We start from the raw sequence: 20,943 nt of genomic DNA, 5'->3' as shown, positions 1-20,943 counted from the left end.
ACCCGCTCGGGGAAGCGGCGGCTATTCCTGCAGCCAACGCTTGGTGTGCGGATGCATGACCAGCACCACGCTGGCGACCGGCAGTAGGGGGAGGGCATGCACGATCCAGGCGACGCGGGCGCCTGCGATGAACACCCCGCCGTAGGTGAGCACCGCGACGACCGCGCCGGCCACGATCAGGTATCGCCCGAGGGGGCGGTGCTGCAGCAGCATGATCACGCCGGTGACGGTGGCCACGGCAAAGACCAACGCGAGAAATGCGATGGCGATGCAGAACAGGCGGTCGGTTCTCCACCAGCCGGCGATCAGTTCCGTGGCCACGACCGCGGTGGCCCACCCGCTGACGATGCTGACCGCGCACCCGGCGACGGCAGTCCGGTCACTCGCTGCATCGTCCGGCGCACCCGCAAAACCCTCCCGACTCCCCGCGCCACCCCCGCCCCGATACGCCGGGGGTGGCGCGGGGGCGAACTGGCCGGTGGTCGGTCCCGGCGCCCGGGGTATCGGGCCGGTCGGCGCACGCCGGATGATCCGCGACGCGGAGCCGGGCGACGCTGCCGCGGGCTCGGCTGGGCGCTGACGAGTGGGGTCGTTCGGTGAGCTCACCAGATCAACCGGTGTAATTGCCCAGTTTCAGGCCCCGCTTGGCCAGCCATGGCAGCGGGTCGATTCGTCGGCTGCCGCCCTGGAGCACCTCGAAATGCAGATGCGGTCCGGTCGAATTGCCCCGGTTGCCCATGGTGGCGATCTGGTCGCCGGCCATCACCCGCTGGCCGGCACTGACCAACGTCGAATTGATGTGACCGTAGAGCGTGATCGTGCCGTCGGCATGGCGCAGTTTGACCAGCGCGCCATAACCTGCGGCCGGCCCGGCCTCGACTACGACGCCGTCGGAGACGGCGAGGATGGGCGTTCCGATCGAGTTGGCGATGTCGATTCCGGCGTGCAGTACTCCCCAGCGATAACCGAAGCCGGAGGTGAACATGCCCCTCGTCGGCATGACGTAGAGCGGCTGCTGCAACCGCGCCTCGCGCTGGGCGCGAGCGTTGGCGAAGGCAACGCCTTTGGCGAGTTCTTCGTTGTGGACCCCGACGTCTGCCGCGGGCTGCACGGCGATCACCTGAGCTCCCCGGCTTGCGCCGACGCCTGCCCCGCCGGTGAGTGCCGATGCGTGCGCGGTCAGCACCGCCGTGGTCCTGGGGGTGTCCGCCTGGCTGGTCGCGGTGTGTGCCGCCGCGGCCGCCGCGCCGGCGGCCATCGCCGAGATGAGCAGCCGGCTCCGGGCCGCGCTGGTGGGTTGCACGCGGTGCTGGCCGCCGCGGCGCGCCATAGGTATCACTTGGGCCACCGGAATCACCTCGGTGGCATCGGGATCGCCGGGGTGCGCGCCCCCCCTGATCTCGGTGCCCGGCTCGATGTGCACCCGGACGTCGAGCCGGCGCGGGACGGACAGCCGCAGCGGGCTCATGTCGTCGCTGGCGTCGAGATCGTCGAGTTCGGGCGCCCGCAGGACGCTCGCTCCGTTGTCGAAGACGGAGTCATTGCTGAAATCCAGTTCGGCGAGTTCCCCGACGTCGTCGGCGACATCGGGGGCCTCGAAGTCGAAGCCGTCGAGTGGCAGGATTTCGGTCACGTCGTGACGATGCCGGTCCATCCTGCGGCGCGAATCACCTGACCCCATTGCGGCGGGTGAACGAGCTAAACGGTGCTGGGATAAACGGTGCTGGGATAAACGGTGCTGGGACAAGTTGGACTGTCCTCGTATCGTGACCATAACGTTATCTGGACCCTAGGACGCTATCCGTTGACCGGAGCCACTGGCAACCTCGCGACACCATCCGACTGATTTTGTGATCCGACTCACCATCGGGGCGTGAGCTGAAAAGGCCGTGACCTGCGCCACATGGGTGGACGCGGCGTCGGGTCCCGTCCGGGGTGTGGATACAGTGCCACCGTGCGCGTTGCCGATTCGGGCACCGCCGACGGATAGGCCGAGCAGCAAGCCGAGCGAAGACAGTGAGCCCATGGACCTTTTCGAGTATCAAGCCAAAGAACTTTTCGCCAAACACAACGTACCGAGCACGCCGGGTCGGGTGACCGACACCGCCGAGGGTGCCAAGACTATCGCGACCGAAATCGGTCACCCGGTGATGGTCAAAGCTCAGGTGAAGGTGGGTGGCCGCGGGAAGGCCGGCGGCGTGAAGTACGCCGCGACCCCCAACGATGCCTACGAACACGCCACGAACATTCTCGGCATGGACATCAAGGGCCACATCGTCAAGAAACTGCTGGTTGCCGAGGCCAGCGACATCGCAGAGGAGTACTACATCTCCTTCCTGCTGGACCGGGCCAACCGCACGTATCTGGCGATGTGCTCCGTCGAGGGCGGTGTGGAAATCGAAGAGGTGGCCGCCACCAAGCCCGAGCGGCTGGCCAAGGTTCCGGTCGACGCGGTCAAGGGGGTCGACCTCGCGTTCGCGCGTGCCATCGCCGAGCAGGGTCACCTGCCGGCCGAGGTGCTCGACGCCGCCGCGGTCACGATTTCCAAGCTGTGGGAGGTCTTCGTCGCCGAGGACGCCACTCTGGTGGAGGTCAATCCGCTGGTGCGCACCCCGTCAAACGGCGAAGAGGACCCGGGACGGATTCTGGCGCTGGACGGGAAGGTCACCCTCGACGCCAATGCCGACTTCCGTCACCCCGAGCACGCCGAGTTCGAGGACCGTGCATCCACCGATCCGCTGGAGCTCAAGGCCAAGGAGCACGACCTCAACTACGTCAAGCTCGACGGCGAGGTCGGCATCATCGGCAACGGCGCCGGACTGGTCATGTCGACGCTGGACGTGACCGCCTACGCGGGCCAGAAGCACGGCGGAGTCAAGCCCGCCAACTTCCTCGACATCGGCGGCGGTGCCTCGGCTGAGGTGATGGCCGCCGGCCTGGATGTGATCCTCAACGACGCCCAGGTCAAGAGCGTGTTCGTGAACGTCTTCGGTGGCATCACCGCCTGCGACGCGGTGGCCACCGGGATCGTCAAGGCGCTGGAGATCCTCGGCGACGAGGCCAATAAGCCGTTGGTGGTTCGGCTCGACGGCAACAACGTCGACGAGGGCCGCCGCATTCTGGCCGAGGCCAACCATCCGCTCGTCATCCAGGCCGAGACCATGGACGCCGGTGCCGACAAAGCCGCCGAGCTGGCGAACAAGTAGAAAAGGAATCATGGCCCATGTCTATTTTCCTTAACGCGGACTCCAAGGTCATCGTCCAGGGCATCACCGGTGGCGAGGGCACCAAGCACACCGCGCTGATGCTCAAGGCGGGAACCCAGGTGGTGGGCGGCGTCAATGCCCGCAAAGCGGGAACCGCGGTGTCGCACAAGGACGCCAACGGCGACGACGTCGAGTTGCCGGTGTTCGGCACCGTCGAGGAGGCGATGAAGAAGACCGGCGCCGACGTGTCCGTCGTCTTCGTGCCGCCGAAGTTCGCCAAGGACGCGATCATCGAGGCCATCGACGCGCAGATCCCGCTGCTGGTGGTCATCACCGAGGGAGTCCCGGTGCAGGACACCGCCTACGCGTGGGCCTACAACCTGGACCAGGGCGGCAAGACCCGGATCATCGGACCGAACTGCCCGGGCATCATCACACCGGGTCAGGCGTTGGCGGGTATCACCCCGGCCACCATCACCGGCTCCGGGCCCGTCGGGCTGGTGTCCAAGTCCGGGACGTTGACCTATCAGATGATGTTCGAGCTGCGCGATTTCGGCTTCTCGACGGCCATCGGCATCGGCGGCGACCCGGTGATCGGCACCACCCACATCGACGCCATCGAGGCCTTCGAGCAGGACCCCGAGACGAAGATCATCGTGATGATCGGTGAGATCGGTGGGGACGCGGAGGAGCGTGCGGCCGACTACATCAAGGCCAACGTGTCCAAGCCGGTCGTCGGCTACGTCGCGGGATTCACCGCTCCGGAAGGCAAGACCATGGGCCACGCCGGGGCGATCGTGTCCGGTTCCTCAGGTACCGCGGCGGCCAAGAAGGAGGCCCTCGAGGCGGCCGGAGTCAAGGTCGGCAAGACGCCGTCGGAGACCGCGGCGCTGGCCCGCGAGATCCTGAGCAGCCTGTAGGCCCCACTTGACCACCCTGGATCCGCACACGCCCGTCGTCGTGGGCGTCGGCCAGTCCGCCGAGCGCGTCGACGACCCCGGCTATCGGGCGATGTCCCCGGTCGAGTTGGCCGCCGCCGCTTCCCGTGCCGCCGTCGTCGACTCCGGCGCAGACGTCGACGCGGTGGCGGCGGCCGTGGACACCGTGGCCGGGGTCCGGCAGTTCGAGATCTCCGGGCCGGTCGCCAAGGCCGTGCTGGGATGCTCGAACAACTACCCGCGTTCGGTGGCCAACCGCCTCGGCGCCAACCCCGCGCGCGCGATCTTGGAGATCGTCGGCGGCCAGGGGCCGCAGCATCTGATCAGCGAGCTGGCCGCCGGGATAGCCGCCGGCCGTTCTCACGTCGCCCTGATCTTCGGCTCGGATGCGACGTCCACGCTGCGGCACTGGGCGGGCCGCGACAGCAAACCGGACTTCGCCGAGACCGTGGACGGCGACCTGGAAGACCGCGGCCACGGTATCGAGAAGCTGATCTCGCGCTACACGGTCATCCATGGTCTGACCAGCGCGCCGATCCAGTACGCGTTGCTGGAGAACGCCCGCCGGGCCGGCATTGGACAGGGGCCGGCCCAGTACCGGCGAACCATGGCCGAGCTGTTCGCGCCGTTCACCAAGGTCGCCGCCAACAACCCGTTCGCCGCCGCTCCGGTCGAGCGCAGCGTCGACGAACTGGTCACCGTGACCGAGCGCAACCGGATGATCGCCGAGCCCTACCCGCGGCTGATGGTCGCGCGCGATCAGGTCAACCAGGGGGCGGCCGCGCTGCTGATGTCGGTGGAGGCGGCGCGGCGGCTGGGAGTGCCCGAGGACAACTGGGTCTATCTGCACGGGCACACCGACCTGGAGGAACAAGCACTGCTGGACCGCCCGGACCTCGGCCACTCCCCGTCTGCCGTCCTGGCGGTGCGCGAGGCGCTCGCGATGGCCGGAATCGGCGTCGACGACGTCGCCACCTTCGATCTGTACAGCTGCTTTCCGGTGCCGGTGTTCAATATCTGCGACGGCATGGGCATCGCGCCCGACGATCCGCGCGGCCTGACCCTGACCGGCGGGCTGCCGTTCTTCGGCGGTGCCGGCAACAACTACGCGCTGCACGCGGTCGCCGAGACCGTCGCCCAGATGCGGAAGATGCCGGGACGGTTCGGTCTTGTCGGCGCCAACGGCGGCATTCTCAGCAAGTACTCGGTCGGCGTCTACTCCACCACCCCGGTGCCTTGGACGCCGGACCGCAACGCGCCGTTGCAGGCGCAGGTCGCCGGGTGGCCGACCCGGCCGGTGACCGAGAACGCCGACGGTCGCGGCACCGTCGAGACCTATACGGTCCGCCGCGACGACGGACGCCCGACCGGGATCGTCATCGGCACGCTCGACGACGGCACCCGGTTCCTGTCCGCCACCGAGGACGACGAGCTGATCGCGCTGCTCATCGACGGCGACCCGCTCGGGCGCGAGGTGCGGGTGCGCTCCTTCGACTACGGCAATCGCTGCTTTGCCCGCTGAGCGCGTCAGACCAGGGCGGCGAGCTTGCCGGCCAGTCGCTCCACGTAGGCGGCGACCTCGGCGTCGGGGCGGTCGGGCAGGCCGAACAGCACCTCGGTGACCCCGAGTTCGGCCCAGTGCGCCAGCTTCTCGGGCACCGGCTTGAAGTCCAGCGCCACGATCTGCGGGGCGCCGTCCCGGCCGGCTGCCGCCCAGATGTCCTGCAGCTGCCTGACCGGAGTGTCGATGTCGAAGTCGCGGGGCGTGGTGATCCAGCCGTCGGCGCTGCGCGCGATCCACGTGAAGTTCTTCTCGGTGCCCGCGGCGCCCAGCAGCACCGGAATGTGCGGCTGCACCGGCTTGGGCCAGGCCCAGCTGGGCCCGAATCGGACGAACTCGCCGTCGTAGGCGGCCTCTTCCTGCGTCCACAGCGCCCGCATCGCCTCGAGGTATTCGCGCAGCATGGTGCGCCGCCGTCCGGGGGGCACGCCGTGGTCGGCGAGCTCGTCGGTGTTCCAGCCGAAGCCGACACCCAGGCTGACTCGGCCGCCGGACAGGTGGTCGAGGGTGGCGATGCTCTTCGCAAGCGTGATCGGGTCGTGCTCGACGGGCAACGCGACCGCGGTCGACAGTCGCACCCGCGAGGTCACCGCGCACGCGGCGCCCAGACTCACCCACGGGTCCAGCGTGCGCATATAGCGGTCATCCGGCAGTGACTCGTCGCCTGTCGTCGGGTGAGCCGCCTCCCGCTTGGCCGGTATGTGAGTGTGTTCCGGCACGTAAAACGTCTGAAAGTTGTGGTCGTCGGCCAGCTTGGCGGCTGCCGCCGGGGAGATGCCGCGGTCGCTGGTGAAAAGCACAAGCCCGTAATCCATGCCGAGAATTAGAACGTGTTCTACCTGTTCAGGGCAAGCGGCCGCCGCTCGGACAGTCGTGACGACGGGCCGGTCGTACCGGCGCAGCAACCCGAACGTGCGCTAGCGTGGTGGATCGACCGCGGGGTAATGCGAGCGCAGCGGAATCGGCGTGGACAAGCGCGCCGACGCGGCGCCGCATTGCAGCAGTGGCCTGGCGCCGCGACGTTATGCAATCAAGACGTTATGCAATCAACAGGAGGAGTCATGACCTACTCGCCCGGTAGTCCCGGTTATCCGCCCACACAGCCCGGCGGCTCCTACTCGGGCGCGACACCCTCGTTCGCCAAGACCGATGACCAAACCAGCCTCCCGGTCTACCTCACCGTCGCAGTCGTGGGACTCGGCCTGGCGGTCTATCTGCTGAACTTCGGTCCCACGTTCATCATCGGCGCCGAACTCGGTCCGAGTGCGGGCGGGCGCGCCGGCGATGCCGGTTACGCGGTCGACGTGTCGGTGTTGGCCGCGCTGCTTGCCGCCGTGTCCCTGCTGCCCAAGGCGAAGAGAAATCTGGCCGTGGTCGCCGTGGTCGCCGTGCTCGGTGCGTTGATCGTGATCACCGAGATGGTCAACACGCCCGCGGGCTACGAGATCGGCTGGGCGCTCTGGCCGCTGCTGGCGTGCAGTCTGCTGCAGGCGATCGCCGCGGTCCTCGCGATCCTGCTTGAGGCGGGTGTTGTCACCGCGCCGGCGCCGCGACCGAAGTACGATCCGTACGCGCACTACGGCCAGTACGGGCAATACGGCGTTCAGCAGCCACCCGGCGGGTATTACGGTCAGCCGGGTGCGCAACAACACGGCGGATCCCAGTCGCACAACCCGCAGCAGCCGCCCGGCTACGGAGCGCAGCAGTACGGCGGAGGTTACCCGCCGAGCCACGGTCCTACCCAGGCGGCAGCGTCGACCGGCGGATCCGGTTCGTTCAGTGCGCCGCCGGCGGCTCCGCAGGGCCCGTCCACGCCACCCACCGGTTTCCCCAGCTTCAGTCCTCCACCCACGGTCGATGCGGCGGACAGCGCCGGCTCCCAAGTCGGTTCTTCCGCGGCCGACCACTCCCGGAACAGTGGCGACCAGCAGACCAACGACCAAGGTCAGCAGCAGTCTCCGACGTCCTCCTCTGGCCCGGTGTCGGGCTGACCGCGCGCTCTCGCGCCCGGTAGGGTACGTGCGCCCAGGGTGACACGGGTGGAGGACCATCGGGCAGCGGGGGCCCGCCAGGGGCGTGACCTTCTCAGGGTCGCGTTCGGCCCCGCAGTGGTGGCGTTGGGCATCATCGCCGCCGTCACGCTGCTCCAATTGCTGATCGCCAACAGCGACATGACTGGCGCCCTGGGGGCCATCGCCAGCATGTGGCTCGGCGTGCATCAGGTGCCGGTCTTCATCGGCGGCCACGAACTGGGCGTGATGCCCCTGTTGCCCGTGCTGCTGATGGTCTGGGCTACCGCGCGCAGCACGGCACGGGCGACCTCACCGCGCTCGTCGTGGCTGGTGGTTCGCTGGATTGTCGCCTCGGCGCTCGGCGGCCCCCTGTTGATGGCGGCGATCGCGCTCGCGATGATCCACGATGCGTCGACGGTGCTCACCGAGCTGGAGACGCCCAGCGCCCTGCGCGCGTTCGCCGGCGTGCTGGTCGTGCACGCCATCGGCACGGCAATCGGCGTGTGGTCCCGCGTGGGTCCACGGGTGCTGGCGATCTCATCGCTGCCGCCCTGGCTGGGTGACTCCCTGCGCGCGGGCTCGGCCGGTGCGCTGGCGCTGGTCGGGCTGTCCGGCCTGGTGACGGCGGGTTCACTGGTTGTGCACTGGGCCACGATGCAAGAGCTCTATGGCATCACCGATTCGATCTGGGGCCAGTTCAACCTCACCGCGCTGTCAGTGTTGTACACGCCCAACGTCATTGTCGGGACGTCGGCGGTCGCGGTCGGGGCCAGTGCCCATCTCGGCTTCGCGACGTTCAGCTCCTTCACCGTATTCGGCGGCGACATTCCAGCGTTGCCGATCCTGGCCGCGGCCCCCACGCCGCCGCTCGGGCCGGTATGGGTGGCACTGCTCATCATCGGTGCCTCATCGGGCGTGGCGGTCGGCCAGCAGTGCGCCCGGCATGCGTTGCCCCTGGTTCCGGCGACGGCCAAGTTGCTGGTCGCCTCGGTCGCCGGGACCCTGGTGATCTCCTTGCTGGCCCTCGGCGCAAGTGGTCGGCTGGGCAACTTCGGCGACGTCGGCGTGGACCAGGGCGCTCTGGCGATCGGTGCGTTCTTCTGGTTCACGGTCGTCGGCTGGGTGACGGTGATCATGGCCGGCGGTGTCCGGCGTCAGCCGCGGCGGGCCAAGCCCGCGCCAGAACCGGCGCCAGAACCGGCGGCAGAGGTGACGGCAGAGGTGGCGGCCGAAACGGTCGACGAGGTCGACGAGGTCGACGAGCCAATCGATTCCGCAACGTTTTTCGCGGAGCCCGACCAATCGGCTGCCGAACCGGCCGAAGCCGACGGGTTGGGCGTCGAGGAGGCGCCGGACGCCGACGCTTCGCCTCCCGAAGAACCTGAGCCGAAGCCCGAGTAGGCCTTCGGGTCGTCGGCGGGACCGAGTCTGCTGCGCTGAAGGCATCGAAACTGCGCTGAGCGCGTCGACCGGTCCGGCGATCGCGCGCCGCACGCAGGCTCGGCGTTTCCTCCGGCCGTGCTGATTCACGGCCGGCATCGTCGCCCGGCTATGTTGGATTGCCGGGCTCCTCCTCCGGCCGTGCTGATTCACGGCCGGCATCGTCGCCCGGCTAGGCTCTGCGTGTGCTTGAACCGCTCCGCGTACCCCCGAGCGCTCCGGCGCGAGTGGTGGTGTTGGCTTCGGGCACCGGTTCGCTGCTGGCGGCCCTGATCGAGGCCGCCACCGGCGACTATCCCGCCCGGGTGGTGGCCGTCGGCGCGGACCGTCAGTGCCCCGCCGTCGAGATCGCCACGGCGGCGTCGGTGCCCACATTCGTCGCCCGGCTTGCCGACCATCCCGGCCGCGACGCCTGGGACACCGCCGTCACCGACGCCACCGCCGCCCATTCGCCCGACCTCGTAGTGTCGGCCGGATTCATGAAAATTCTTGGGCCGCATTTTCTTTCACGCTTCTACGGCCGTATCGTCAACACGCATCCCGCGTTGCTGCCGGCTTTTCCCGGCGCGCACGGCGTGGCCGACGCGTTGGCCTACGGTGTGAAGGTCACGGGTTGTACGGTGCACTTGGTGGATGCCGGGACGGACACCGGGCCGATCCTGGCGCAGCAAGCCGTCGCGGTACTCGACGGTGATGACGAACAGACGTTGCACGAACGCATCAAAGTCAGCGAGCGGCAGCTTCTGGTGGACGTGGTGGCCGCGATCGCAACCGGTGGCATGACTTTGACCGGGCGACAGGCAACGATCGGACGAAAGGCGATCATAGGATGAGCACCGACGACTGGCGGGAAACGGCGCGAAGGCCGATCCGTCGCGCGCTGATCAGTGTCTACGACAAGACCGGGCTCGTGGAGCTTGCCCGGGGACTGGCGGCGGCCGGCGTAGAGATCGTCTCCACCGGGTCCACGGCAAAGACCATCGGCGACAAAGGGATTCCGGTGACACGCGTGGAGGAACTGACCGGGTTTCCCGAGGTGCTCGACGGCAGGGTCAAGACGTTGCATCCGCGGGTGCACGCCGGCCTGCTGGCCGATCTGCGTAAGTCCGAGCACGCCGACGCCCTCGAGCAGCTCGGGATCGAGGCCTTCGAACTGGTCGTGGTCAACCTTTACCCGTTCAGCGAAACGGTCGAATCCGGCGCGAGCGTCGACGAGTGCGTCGAGCAGATCGACATCGGCGGGCCGTCGATGGTGCGCGCCGCCGCGAAAAACCATCCCAGCGTGGCGGTCATCACCGAACCGCTCGGGTACGACGGCGTGCTCGCCGCGGTGCGGCACGGCGGATTCACCCTGGGTGAGCGCAAGAAGCTGGCGACGCTGGCATTTCAGCACACCGCGGAATACGACCTCGCGGTCGCGAGCTGGATGCAGTCGACGCTGGCGCCCGAGCATCCGCCCACTGTGTTTCCCGAGTGGTTCGGCCGCGGCTGGCGCCGCTCGACGATGCTGCGCTACGGCGAGAACCCGCATCAACAAGCGGCGCTCTACACCGACCCCGGCGCCTGGCCCGGCCTGGCGCAGGCCGAGCAGCTGCACGGGAAAGAGATGTCCTACAACAACTTCACCGATGCCGATGCGGCATGGCGGGCCGCTTTCGACCACGAGCAGATCTGCGTGGCGATCATCAAGCACGCCAACCCCTGTGGCATCGCCATCTCGGCGGTATCGGTCGCCGACGCGCATCGCAAGGCGCACGAGTGCGATCCGCTGAGCGCGTTCGGGGGAGTCATCGCGGCGAACACCGAGGTGAGTGTCGAGATGGCCGAGTATGTGAGCACCATCTTCACCGAGGTGATCATCGCGCCGGCGTACGCGCCGGGTGCCGTCGCTGCGCTGGCGGGCAAGAAGAACATCCGCGTACTGGTGGCCGCCGAGCCGCTGACCGGCGGCCTCGAGCTGCGACCGGTGAGCGGGGGTCTGCTGATGCAGCAGCGCGACGAACTCGACGCCCACGGCGACAATCCGCTGAACTGGACCCTGGCGACCGGATCGCCGGTCGACCAGGCCACGTTGACCGATCTGGTCTTCGCCTGGCGCACCTGCCGCGCGGTCAAGTCGAACGCGATCGTGATCGCCGCCGACGGCGCGACCGTCGGGGTCGGCATGGGGCAGGTCAACCGCGTCGACGCGGCCCGCCTGGCCATCGAGAGAGGAAATGCGCGCGGCGGCGAGCGGGTCCGCGGCGCGGTCGCGGCCTCCGACGCGTTCTTCCCGTTCCCCGACGGGCTCGAGACCCTGGCCGCCGGCGGCGTCAAGGCGATCGTGCATCCGGGCGGGTCGGTCCGCGACGACGAGGTCAATGAAGCGGCGGCCAAGGCCGGCGTCACCGTGTACCTCACCGGAGCCCGGCATTTCGCGCATTGAGGCGTGCCATTGAGGCGTGCGTAGGGAACGGTGCGCCAAGCCCCCTGCGGCGGCATCGGATGACGCACGTCGCTGCGCGTCGTAGCGTGGAGTGGTGACTTCACCGAGCAACCTGCCCAGTACCGTCGGCGAACTGCGTGCCGCCGGTCATCGCGAACGGGGCGTCAAGCAAGAAATCCGGGAGAATCTGCTGAACGCGCTGGCCGCCGGTTCAGGTGTCGGCGAGGTCTGGCCGGGCATCCTGGGTTTCGAGGACACCGTGTTGCCGCAGCTGGAACGCGCGCTGATCGCCGGCCACGACGTCGTCCTGCTCGGTGAACGAGGCCAGGGTAAGACGCGGCTGCTGCGGGCGCTGGTCGGCCTCCTCGACGAGTGGACGCCGGTGATCGCCGGGGCCGAACTGGGCGAGCACCCTTACACGCCGATCACGCCGGAATCCATCCGGCGGGCCGACGAGCTGGGTGACGCCCTGCCGATCGAGTGGAAGCATCGCAGCGAGCGCTACACCGAGAAGCTGGCCACCCCGGACACCGGCGTCGCCGACCTGGTCGGCGACGTCGACCCGATCAAGGTCGCCGAGGGCCGCAGCCTCGGGGACCCCGAAACCATCGCCTACGGCCTCATCCCGCGGGCGCACCGCGGCATCGTGGCGGTCAACGAACTGCCCGACCTGGCCGAGCGTATCCAGGTGTCGATGCTCAACGTCATGGAGGAGCGCGACATCCAGGTCCGCGGCTACACGCTGCGCCTGCCGTTGGACGTACTGGTGGTGGCCAGCGCCAACCCCGAGGACTACACCAACCGCGGGCGCATCATCACCCCGCTCAAAGACCGGTTCGGCGCCGAGATCCGCACCCATTACCCGCGTGAACTCGATGCGGAGATCGGCTTGATCGCCCAGGAGGCACACCTGAGCGCGCAGGTGCCCGACTACCTGATGCAGGTGATCGCGCGCTTCGCCCGCTACCTGCGCGAGTCCAACTCGATCGACCAGAGGTCGGGGGTGTCGGCACGGTTCGCGATCGCGGCGGCCGAGACGGTGGCTGCCGCCGCCCGCCATCGGGGTGCGGTGCTGGGAGAGACCGATCCGGTGGCGCGCGTCGTCGACCTGGGCACCGTGATCGACGTCCTGCGCGGCAAGCTGGAATTCGAGTCCGGTGAGGAGGGCCGCGAACAGGCCGTGCTCGAGCACCTGCTGCGGCGTGCGACCGCCGACACGGCGTCGCGGGTGCTGGGCGGTATCGACGTCGGCTCGTTGGTGGCTGCGGTCGAGGCGGGTTCGGTGGTGACGACCGGTGAGCGCGTGTCGGCCAAAAACGTGCTGGCCGCCGTGCCGGGGCTGCCCGTCGTGGACCAGATCGCCGCCAAGCTCGGCGCCGAATCCGAGGGCGAGCGCGCCGCAGCGCTGGAACTGGCGCTGGAGGCGCTGTATCTGGGCAAGCGCATCGACAAGGCCTCCGGAGAGGGCCAGACCGTCTATGGCTGAACCGATCAGGGGGCACTCGCTCCGCTACTCGGCGTACACCGGGGGTCCCGACCCCCTGGCTCCGCCGGTGGATCTACGCGAGGCGCTCGAGCAGATCGGTGAGGACGTCATGGCCGGCACCTCGCCGCGGCGCGCGCTGTCCGAACTGCTGCGCCGCGGCACCAAGAACATGCCGGGGGCCGACCGGCTGGCGGCCGAGGCGAACCGGCGCAGGCGGGAGTTGTTGCGCAACAACAATCTCGACGGCACCCTGCAGCAGATCAAGAAGTTGCTCGACGAGGCCGTGCTGGCCGAGCGCAAAGAGCTGGCCCGCGCGCTCGACGACGACGCACGCTTCGGCGAACTGCAACTGGACGCGTTGCCGGCGTCGCCGGCCAAGGCCGCCCAGGAGCTGTCGGACTACAACTGGCGCAGCGGCGAGGCGCGTCAAAAGTACGAGCAGATCAAGGATCTGCTGGGCCGCGAGATGCTCGATCAGCGTTTCGCCGGCATGAAGCAGGCGCTGGAGGGTGCCACCGACGAGGACCGCCAACGGGTCAAGAAGATGGTGGATGACCTCAACGGGCTGCTGGACAAGCACGCCCGCGGCCAGGACACGCCGCAAGACTTCCAGGACTTCATGGCCGAGCACGGCGAGTTCTTCCCGGAGAACCCGCGCAACGTCGACGAGCTGCTGGACTCGCTGGCCAAACGCGCCGCCGCCGCGCAGCGTTTCCGCAACAGCCTGAGCCCGGATCAGCGCGCCGAACTGGATGCATTGGCGCAGCAGGCATTCGGGTCCCCGGCGCTGATGCAGGCACTGGACCGGCTCGATGCCCATCTGCAGGCCGCCCGCCCGGGTGAAGACTGGGGCGGCTCCGAGCAGTTCTCCGGGGACAACCCGTTCGGCATAGGCGAGGGCACCCAGGCGCTGGCCGACATCGCCGAACTCGAGCAACTGGCCGAGCAACTGTCGCAGAGCTACCCGGGCGCCACCATGGACGACGTGGATCTCGACGCGCTGGCCCGCCAACTGGGCGACCAGGCCGCCATCGACGCCCGCACTCTTGCCGAACTGGAACGCGCCCTGGTCAACCAGGGCTTCCTGGACCGCGGTTCCGACGGCCAGTGGCGGCTCTCGCCCAAGGCCATGCGCCGCCTCGGTGAGACGGCCTTACGCGATGTAGCACAACAACTTTCGGGTCGACGTGGTGAACGTGAGCTGCGCCGGTCGGGTGCAGCCGGGGAGTTGACCGGCGCGACCCGGCCCTGGCAGTTCGGTGACACCGAGCCGTGGAACATCTCCCGCACGCTGACCAACGCCGTGCTGCGCGAGGCGGGTACTGTGACGCTGGACGGCGCCTCCGGCCCGATCCGGATCACCGTCGACGACGTCGAGGTGTCCGAGACCGAGGCCCGAACCCAGGCCGCCGTGGCGCTGCTGGTCGACACCTCGTTCTCGATGGTGATGGAGAACCGCTGGCTGCCGATGAAGCAGACGGCCTTGGCGCTCAATCACCTCGTGTGCACCCGATTCCGCGCGGATGCGTTGCAGATCGTCGCCTTTGGCCGCTACGCCCGGACGGTCACGGCCGCCGAGCTCACCGGGCTCGAAGGAGTCTACGAGCAGGGCACCAATCTGCACCACGCGCTGGCGCTGGCGGGCCGGCACCTGCGGCGGCACGCAGGCGCGCAGCCCGTCGTGCTGGTGGTGACCGACGGCGAGCCGACTGCCCACCTGGAAGACTTCGACGGGGAGGGGCCGGGTTCTGCCGTGTTTTTTGATTACCCGCCGCATCCGCGGACCATCGCGGCGACCGTGCGCGGGTTCGACGACATCGCCCGCCTCGGGGCGCAGGTGACGATCTTCCGGTTGGGCAGCGACCCCGGTCTGGCGCGGTTCATCGACCGCGTCGCGCGGCGGGTCGAGGGGCGGGTCGTGGTGCCCGACGTGGACGGGCTGGGAGCGGCCGTGGTGGGCGACTACCTACGGTGCCGGCGGCGCCGCTGATCCTCAGGGGTGCCTGCCGCGGGCCTTGCGTTTGATGCCCACACCGCCCCACAGGGAGAAGCCGTGGATGTGGACCGTCGGCGCCCCGGGGGTGCCCTGGCCCACGATGGCGTGGTCGAAGCCGCCCATCACGCCGCGGCCGTGGATCTCGACGTTCACCTCCGGCGGCAGCAGAATGTTCTGCATGCCCATGATCGAAAAGGCGTGGATTTCGACCTCGGTCGAGGTGAAGTCGGCGTAGCGCAGGTCCAGCACGCCGTTTCCCCACAGGGTGAAGGTGGTCAGCTTCCTGGGGACGTTCCATCGGCCACGTCGTTCGAAGCCGCTCATCAGTGCCAGCAGCAGCGTGGAGGGTGCCGGGTTCGGGGTCCCGCCCCGGCGCGGGTTCACCGTCGAGCAACCCTGGAGGTCGGCGCGCAGCTGATCCAGCTCCTCGTAGGTGGTCGCCGCATACGCCTTGGTCAGGCGCTCTTCGTAGTCCTTGAGCTGCAGCCGGCCCTGCTCGGCTGCGTAGGCCAGCAACTGCGCGATCTGGATGCGATCGGTGTCGGCCGCGCACGGCGAGGTGTCACGCGTGTCCTTCGCATCGCGTTGCGCTGAGTTGCTCATCACCACGAGCCTACGACGTCCAGCTTTTGCGGCAAGAGAGTTTGGCTGAAATGCAACGTACCCAAAGGTTGTGCCCGGTCGCGGCCCGGGTCTGCTTTCCTCTTTGCTAGACGTCTGGCGAGTGCGCCCAGCGCGGCGGACGCTTCTGCAGGAACGCCTGCATTCCTTCGCGTGCCTCCTCGGACACGAACAGCCGCGCCGATTCGTCGATGAGCCGATCGGAATCGCGGTCGAAGCCTTCCAGCACCGCGGCCGTGGTCAGCGCCTTGGAAGCGGCAAGGCCCTGTGGGGAGCCGCGTCCGATGTCGGCGATCAGCCCCGCCACCGCGGCGTCCACATCGTCGACGGCCATCGTGACCAGCCCGATCTCCGCGGCTTGCGCGGCGTGGAACGTCGCGCCCGTGAGGTAGTAGCGGGCGGCGCCCCGGGCCGACATCTTCGGCAGCAACGTCAGCGAGATGATCGCCGGCGCGACGCCGATACGCGCCTCGGTCAGTGCGAACGTGCTGCGCGGGCCGGCGACCACGATGTCGCAGGCACCGACGAGGCCGAAACCACCGGCTCGGACGTGGCCGTCAACGGCGGCGATCACCGGCAGCGGCGAGGACACGATGGCCCGCATCACCTCCGCCATTTCGCGGGCCCGGGCCACGGCCATGTCGTATGCCGATGGTGGCGACCCGCTTCGCCCGGCAGCGCCGCCCTCGCGATCGCCACGCGCCGATGGTGGCGACCCGCTTCGCCCGGCAGCGCCGCCCTCGCTCAGGTCCGCCCCGGCGCAGAATGTGCCGCCGGCGTGCCCGAGCACCACCAGCCGCACGGCCGGGTCCGCCGCGGCGTCGCGCAGGCCCTGGTGCAGTTGGCCGACGAGCGCGCCGGACAGCGCGTTGCGGTTGTGCGGCGAGTTGAGGGTCAGCCTCGTATAAGGGCCTCCGGTCTGTGCCGGGCCGGCGTATTCGACCAGTGTGTCCATCAATGCGACGTCAGTAGCTTCGAGGCAGGCCCAGCGACGTCTGCGCCACGAAGTTCAGCACCATCTCGCGGCTGACCGGGGCGATGCGTCCCAGCCGGGCCGAGGCCAGCATCGCGGCCACACCATATTCCTTGGTCAGCCCGTTGCCGCCCATCGACTGCACCGCCTGGTCCACAGATCGGGTGGCCGCCTCGGCCGCGGCGTATTTCGCCATGTTGGCGGCCTCACCGGCGCCGGCGTCATCCCCGTTGTCGTAGAGGGTGGCGGCCTTCTGCATCATCAGCTTGGCCAGTTCGACCTCGATATGGCATTGCGCCAAGGGATGCGACAAACCCTGGTGCGCACCGATCGGCGTGCCCCAGACCTGGCGGGTCTTGACATAGTCGGCAGCCTTGTCGAGGGCAAACCTGCCCATGCCGACGGCGCTCGCCGCGCCCATGATGCGCTCGGGGTTCAGTCCGGCGAAAAGCTGCGCGATCGCGGCGTCCTGTGCCCCGACGAGCGCGTCGGCGGGCAGTCGGACGTCGTCGAGGAAGACCTGGAACTGCCGCTCGGGGCTGATCAGCTCCATCTCGATCGGGGTGTAGGTGAAGCCCGGCGTATCGGTGGGTACCACGAACAACGCGGGGCGCAGCTTGCCGGTTTTCGCCTCCTCGGTGCGACCCACCACCAGCACGGCCTGCGCCTGGTCGACTCCGGAGATGTAGACCTTCTGCCCCGTGAGGAGCCAGTCGCCTCCGTCGCGGCGAGCGGTGGTGGTGATCTTGTGCGAGTTCGACCCCGCGTCCGGTTCGGTGATGGCGAACGCCATCGTGATCGAGCCGTCGGCGATGCCGGGAATCCAGCGCTTCTTCTGCTCGTCGGTGCCGAACTTGCTGATGATGGTCCCGTTGATGGCGGGCGACACGACCATCAGCAACAGTGCACTGCCCGCGGCCGCCATCTCCTCCATCACCAGCGACAGCTCGTACATGCCGGCGCCGCCACCGCCGTACTCCTCGGGCAGGTTCACTCCGAGAAAGCCGAGTTTTCCTGCCTCTGACCACAATTCCGTGGTGTGTTCGTGTGCGCGTGCCTTTTTCAGGTAATACTCGGCGCCGTAGTTGGACGCCCACTCCGCGACCGCCCTGCGCAGGGCCCGGCGGTCCTCGTTCTCGATGAAGCTGTTCTCGGTCACGCTGGATCTCCTTCTGCTTCCGGGGCGTCGATTCGTGCCAGGACGGCACCTACTTCGACTTGCTGGCCGGTGCTGACGTTGAGCTCCGCCAGAACGCCGTCGGCGGGCGCGGTGATGGTGTGTTCCATCTTCATCGCCTCAAGCCAGATCAGTGGCTGACCCGTGCTGACGCTCTCGCCGATGGCAGCGCCGATTCGGATGACATTGCCCGGCATCGGCGCGACCAGCGACCCCTGTTCGACGGCCGAACGCGGTTCGGGGAACCGCGGCAGCGCGACGAGGTGGACGGGCCCCCGCGCCGAATCGACGTGAACGTCGTCGCCGTAACGGGCGACCGCGAAGCGGCACGCCACCCCGTTGCCGTCGATCAGAACGACCTCTTCGGGCGCCGACGAGACCAGCACTGCCTGCTCATCCCCGGTGAACACCAATCCGGATCTGGTGAAACGGTATTCGACGCGGTGCTCGATGCCGTCGTCGTCGCGGTAGCCCTTCGCCTGATAACCCGACGCGAGGTTTCGCCAGCCGCTGGGTATCGAGCCGAAGACCGGGGCGGCCGCACGGTTGTGCGCCGCGTCGGCGAGGGCGGCGGCGAGCGCCGACATCCGGATCGTCGCGCCGTCAGCCAGCGGCGCGGCGAGCTCCGCCAGACCATGGGTGTCGAAGAATGCAGTGTCGGTCGCGCCGTCGAGAAAGGCTCTGTGGCGCAACACGTTCACCAGGAGGTCGCGATTGGTGCGTACGCCGTGCACGTGCGCCCGGGCCAGCGCGTCGGCCAGCACCAGCGCAGCTTGGCGGCGCGTCGGGGCATAGGAGATGACCTTGGCCAGCATCGGATCGTAGTGAATCGAGATGGTGCAACCGTCAACGATGCCGGAATCCAGCCGGATCCCGGTGCGCTGACCGAGTGTGTCGAACCGCGCCCGTACCGCGGGCACCTCGAAGGCGTGCACCAGACCGGCCTGCGGCTGCCAGCTCTGCGCCGGGTCCTCGGCATACAGCCGAGCCTCGATCGAATGGCCTTGCGCTGCAGGTGGTTCGGTGCCGAGTCGCTGTCCGTCGGCGACCGCGATCTGCAGCTCGACCAGGTCGAGCCCGGTGGTCTCCTCTGTCACCGGGTGCTCGACTTGCAGCCGTGTGTTCATTTCCAGGAAAAAGAAGTCGCCGCTGTCGTCGGCCAGGAATTCCACCGTGCCGGCGCCGGTGTAGCCGATCGCGCCCGCGGCCAGCCTGGCTGCGTCGAACAGCTTGGCGCGCATGCCCGGGGTCCGTTCGACCAACGGGGAGGGGGCCTCTTCGATGATCTTCTGGTGCCGCCGCTGGATCGAACATTCGCGTTCCCCGACGGCCCAGACCGTGCCGTGGGCGTCGGCGAGGACTTGGACCTCCACGTGGTGCCCGGTGGGCAGGTAACGCTCGCAGAACACCGTCGGGTCGCCGAAGGCGGACTGCGCCTCACGACTGGCGGCCGCGACTTCGGCGGGCAATGAGGGTAAATCGCGGACCACGCGCATCCCGCGGCCGCCGCCGCCCGCGGAGGCCTTGACCAGCACCGGCAGTTGGGCCTCGGTGACCGAGTCGGGGTCGAGTTCGTCGAGCACCGGAACGCCGGCGGCCGCCATCAGCTTCTTGGACTCGATCTTGGAGCCCATCGCCCGCACCGCGTCCACCGGGGGTCCGATCCAGGTCAGGCCCGCCCCGGTGACCGCGTCCGCAAAGTCGGCGTTCTCCGAGAGGAACCCGTAGCCGGGGTGCACCGCGTCGGCCCCGGCGGCGCGCGCCGCGGCGACCAGGGCCGCGGCGTTGAGGTAGTCGTCGGTCCTGGGCAGCCGCACCCGCGCGTCGGCCTCGGCGACGTTCGGGGCGGCGGCATCGGGGTCGGTGTAGACGGCGACGGTGCCCAGGCCCAGCCGCCGACAGGTGGCGAACACCCGCCGGGCGATCTCCCCGCGGTTGGCAACAAGTACCCGAGTGACTCCCATGCGGCTCACATCCGGAAGACGCCGAAGTTCGACGTCCCCTTGATCGGGCCTGTGGCGATGGCGGACAGGCACATTCCCAGGACGGTGCGGGTGTCGCGCGGGTCGATCACCCCGTCGTCGTAGAGCATCCCGGACAGCACCAGAGGCAGTGATTCGGCCTCGATCTGGCCCTCGACGGCAGCGCGCATCGCGGCATCGGCCGCATCGTCGACCTGCTGCCCGCGCGCCGCGGCGGCGGCCCGGCTCACGATCGACAGCACGCCCGCCAGCTGCGCGCCGCCCATCACCGCGGCCTTCGCGCTCGGCCACGCGAACAGGAACCGGGGGTCGTAAGCGCGGCCGCACATGCCATAGTGCCCGGCGCCGTAGGAGGCGCCGATCAGCACCGAGATGTGCGGGACGGTCGAGTTGGACACGGCGTTGATCATCATCGACCCGTGCTTGATCATGCCGCCCTGTTCGTACTCCTTGCCCACCATGTACCCGGTGGTGTTGTGCAGGAACAACAGTGGCGTGTCGGAGCGGTTGGCCAGCTGGATGAACTGGGCGGCCTTTTGCGATTCCTCGCTGAACAGGATGCCGCGAGCGTTGGCCAGGATGCCCAAAGGATAGCCGTGCAGGCGGGCCCATCCCGTCACCAGCGACGACCCGTACATCGACTTGAACTCGTCGAAGTCGGAGCCGTCGGCGATGCGGGCGATCACTTCGCGCGGGTCGAACGGGATGCGCAGATCCGGTGGAACGATACCGATCAGTTCCTCGGGGTCGAACAACGGCTCGGCCACCGGGCCGGGCGCGGGTCCCTGTTTGACCCAATTCAGCCGTGCGACGATGCGCCGCCCGATGCGCAGCGCGTCGAGTTCATCGACGGCGAAGTAGTCGGCCAACCCGGAGACGCGGGCGTGCATTTCGGCACCGCCGAGGGCTTCGTCGTCGGACTCCTCGCCAGTGGCCATCTTGACCAGCGGCGGCCCGGCCAGGAACACCTTCGAACGCTCCTTGATCATCACCACGTGGTCGGACATCCCGGGCACATAGGCGCCGCCCGCGGTGGAGTTACCGAAAACCAATGCAATGGTGGGGATCCCGGCCGCCGAGAGCCGGGTGAGGTCGCGGAACATCTGCCCGCCGGGGATGAAGACCT

Annotated in this window: 17 protein-coding genes; 9 read left to right on the top strand and 8 right to left on the bottom strand. The window is 68.7% G+C overall.

Features of this window, described 5'->3' with window-relative positions:
- Positions 1–21: 21 nt before the first annotated feature.
- Positions 22–606, bottom strand: a complete 585-nt coding sequence (locus ACOJVU_RS15810; RefSeq protein ID WP_421530645.1) for a hypothetical protein — start codon at positions 604–606, stop codon at positions 22–24.
- Positions 607–610: 4 nt separating this feature from the next.
- On the bottom strand, positions 611–1,681 hold the full coding sequence (locus ACOJVU_RS15805) for a M23 family metallopeptidase (RefSeq protein ID WP_421530644.1): 1,071 nt from the start codon (positions 1,679–1,681) through the stop codon (positions 611–613).
- Between the two features lie 343 nt (positions 1,682–2,024).
- Between ACOJVU_RS15805 and sucC the strand changes: the two genes are divergently transcribed.
- From sucC to ACOJVU_RS15790, 3 genes are read left to right on the top strand one after another with little or no spacing between them, the layout of a single operon-like run.
- A complete protein-coding gene (gene sucC, locus ACOJVU_RS15800) occupies positions 2,025–3,206 on the top strand; it encodes an ADP-forming succinate--CoA ligase subunit beta (RefSeq protein WP_421530643.1) in 1,182 nt (393 codons plus the stop codon).
- 17 nt (positions 3,207–3,223) lie between these two features.
- A complete protein-coding gene (gene sucD / locus ACOJVU_RS15795; RefSeq protein ID WP_421530642.1) occupies positions 3,224–4,126 on the top strand; it encodes a succinate--CoA ligase subunit alpha in 903 nt (300 codons plus the stop codon).
- 7 nt (positions 4,127–4,133) lie between these two features.
- A complete protein-coding gene (locus ACOJVU_RS15790) occupies positions 4,134–5,666 on the top strand; it encodes an acetyl-CoA acetyltransferase (protein ID WP_421530641.1) in 1,533 nt (510 codons plus the stop codon).
- Between the two features lie 5 nt (positions 5,667–5,671).
- On the opposite strand, the gene ACOJVU_RS15785 is transcribed toward ACOJVU_RS15790, so the two are convergent.
- Positions 5,672–6,520, bottom strand: coding sequence for an LLM class F420-dependent oxidoreductase (locus ACOJVU_RS15785; RefSeq protein ID WP_421530640.1), 849 nt, complete (start codon positions 6,518–6,520; stop codon positions 5,672–5,674).
- A gap of 246 nt (positions 6,521–6,766) precedes the next feature.
- On the opposite strand from ACOJVU_RS15785, the gene ACOJVU_RS15780 reads away from it, so the two are divergent.
- The 6 genes from ACOJVU_RS15780 (at position 6,767) to ACOJVU_RS15755 (ending at position 15,058) form a co-directional block, all read left to right on the top strand.
- Entirely contained in the window at positions 6,767–7,696 is a 930-nt protein-coding gene (locus ACOJVU_RS15780; RefSeq protein WP_421530639.1) for a DUF5336 domain-containing protein, read from the top strand.
- 48 nt (positions 7,697–7,744) lie between these two features.
- On the top strand, positions 7,745–9,118 hold the full coding sequence (locus ACOJVU_RS15775; protein ID WP_421530638.1) for a DUF6350 family protein: 1,374 nt from the start codon (positions 7,745–7,747) through the stop codon (positions 9,116–9,118).
- A gap of 224 nt (positions 9,119–9,342) precedes the next feature.
- Entirely contained in the window at positions 9,343–9,990 is a 648-nt protein-coding gene (gene purN, locus ACOJVU_RS15770; protein WP_421530637.1) for a phosphoribosylglycinamide formyltransferase, read from the top strand.
- On the top strand, positions 9,987–11,582 hold the full coding sequence (gene purH, locus ACOJVU_RS15765) for a bifunctional phosphoribosylaminoimidazolecarboxamide formyltransferase/IMP cyclohydrolase (RefSeq protein WP_421530636.1): 1,596 nt from the start codon (positions 9,987–9,989) through the stop codon (positions 11,580–11,582). The genes purN and purH overlap by 4 nt, the downstream gene beginning before the upstream one ends.
- A gap of 91 nt (positions 11,583–11,673) precedes the next feature.
- Positions 11,674–13,068, top strand: coding sequence for a sigma 54-interacting transcriptional regulator (locus tag ACOJVU_RS15760; protein WP_421530635.1), 1,395 nt, complete (start codon positions 11,674–11,676; stop codon positions 13,066–13,068).
- Positions 13,061–15,058, top strand: coding sequence for a vWA domain-containing protein (locus tag ACOJVU_RS15755; protein ID WP_421530634.1), 1,998 nt, complete (start codon positions 13,061–13,063; stop codon positions 15,056–15,058). Before ACOJVU_RS15760 ends, ACOJVU_RS15755 begins: the two co-directional genes overlap by 8 nt.
- Before the next feature lie 3 nt (positions 15,059–15,061).
- Here ACOJVU_RS15755 and ACOJVU_RS15750 read toward each other — a convergent pair whose 3' ends face one another.
- From ACOJVU_RS15750 to ACOJVU_RS15730, 5 genes are all read right to left on the bottom strand, one after another.
- Complete coding sequence (locus ACOJVU_RS15750; protein ID WP_421530633.1) at positions 15,062–15,667, bottom strand: DUF1707 SHOCT-like domain-containing protein; 606 nt, start codon at positions 15,665–15,667, stop codon at positions 15,062–15,064.
- A gap of 106 nt (positions 15,668–15,773) precedes the next feature.
- A complete protein-coding gene (locus ACOJVU_RS15745) occupies positions 15,774–16,640 on the bottom strand; it encodes an enoyl-CoA hydratase family protein (RefSeq protein WP_421530632.1) in 867 nt (288 codons plus the stop codon).
- Between the two features lie 10 nt (positions 16,641–16,650).
- Positions 16,651–17,817, bottom strand: a complete 1,167-nt coding sequence (locus tag ACOJVU_RS15740) for an acyl-CoA dehydrogenase family protein (protein ID WP_421530631.1) — start codon at positions 17,815–17,817, stop codon at positions 16,651–16,653.
- Positions 17,814–19,799: an acetyl/propionyl/methylcrotonyl-CoA carboxylase subunit alpha gene (locus ACOJVU_RS15735; protein ID WP_421530630.1), complete on the bottom strand. Its 1,986-nt coding sequence runs from the start codon at positions 19,797–19,799 to the stop codon at positions 17,814–17,816. Before ACOJVU_RS15735 ends, ACOJVU_RS15740 begins: the two co-directional genes overlap by 4 nt.
- A 5-nt stretch (positions 19,800–19,804) precedes the next feature.
- Positions 19,805–20,943: acyl-CoA carboxylase subunit beta (locus ACOJVU_RS15730; RefSeq protein ID WP_421530629.1), on the bottom strand; the 1,139-nt coding region annotated here is incomplete at its 5' end.

Origin of the sequence: Mycobacterium sp. THU-M104, from assembly GCF_049197365.1 — a bacterium.
GTDB lineage: Bacteria > Actinomycetota > Actinomycetes > Mycobacteriales > Mycobacteriaceae > Mycobacterium.
This window is presented reverse-complemented; position numbering and strand designations above follow the sequence as displayed.

What these genes read in the sequence shown, in the direction of transcription:
- ACOJVU_RS15750 (WP_421530633.1), bottom strand. Translation starts at nt 15,667, where the DNA reads ATGAGCAACTCAGCGCAACGCGATGCGAAGGACACGCGTGACACCTCG.
- ACOJVU_RS15755 (WP_421530634.1), top strand. Translation starts at nt 13,061, where the DNA reads ATGGCTGAACCGATCAGGGGGCACTCGCTCCGCTACTCGGCGTACACC.
- ACOJVU_RS15805 (WP_421530644.1), bottom strand. Translation starts at nt 1,681, where the DNA reads ATGGGGTCAGGTGATTCGCGCCGCAGGATGGACCGGCATCGTCACGAC.
- ACOJVU_RS15735 (WP_421530630.1), bottom strand. Translation starts at nt 19,799, where the DNA reads ATGGGAGTCACTCGGGTACTTGTTGCCAACCGCGGGGAGATCGCCCGG.
- ACOJVU_RS15780 (WP_421530639.1), top strand. Translation starts at nt 6,767, where the DNA reads ATGACCTACTCGCCCGGTAGTCCCGGTTATCCGCCCACACAGCCCGGC.
- ACOJVU_RS15745 (WP_421530632.1), bottom strand. Translation starts at nt 16,640, where the DNA reads ATGGACACACTGGTCGAATACGCCGGCCCGGCACAGACCGGAGGCCCT.
- purH (WP_421530636.1), top strand. Translation starts at nt 9,987, where the DNA reads ATGAGCACCGACGACTGGCGGGAAACGGCGCGAAGGCCGATCCGTCGC.
- ACOJVU_RS15785 (WP_421530640.1), bottom strand. Translation starts at nt 6,520, where the DNA reads ATGGATTACGGGCTTGTGCTTTTCACCAGCGACCGCGGCATCTCCCCG.
- sucC (WP_421530643.1), top strand. Translation starts at nt 2,025, where the DNA reads ATGGACCTTTTCGAGTATCAAGCCAAAGAACTTTTCGCCAAACACAAC.
- sucD (WP_421530642.1), top strand. Translation starts at nt 3,224, where the DNA reads ATGTCTATTTTCCTTAACGCGGACTCCAAGGTCATCGTCCAGGGCATC.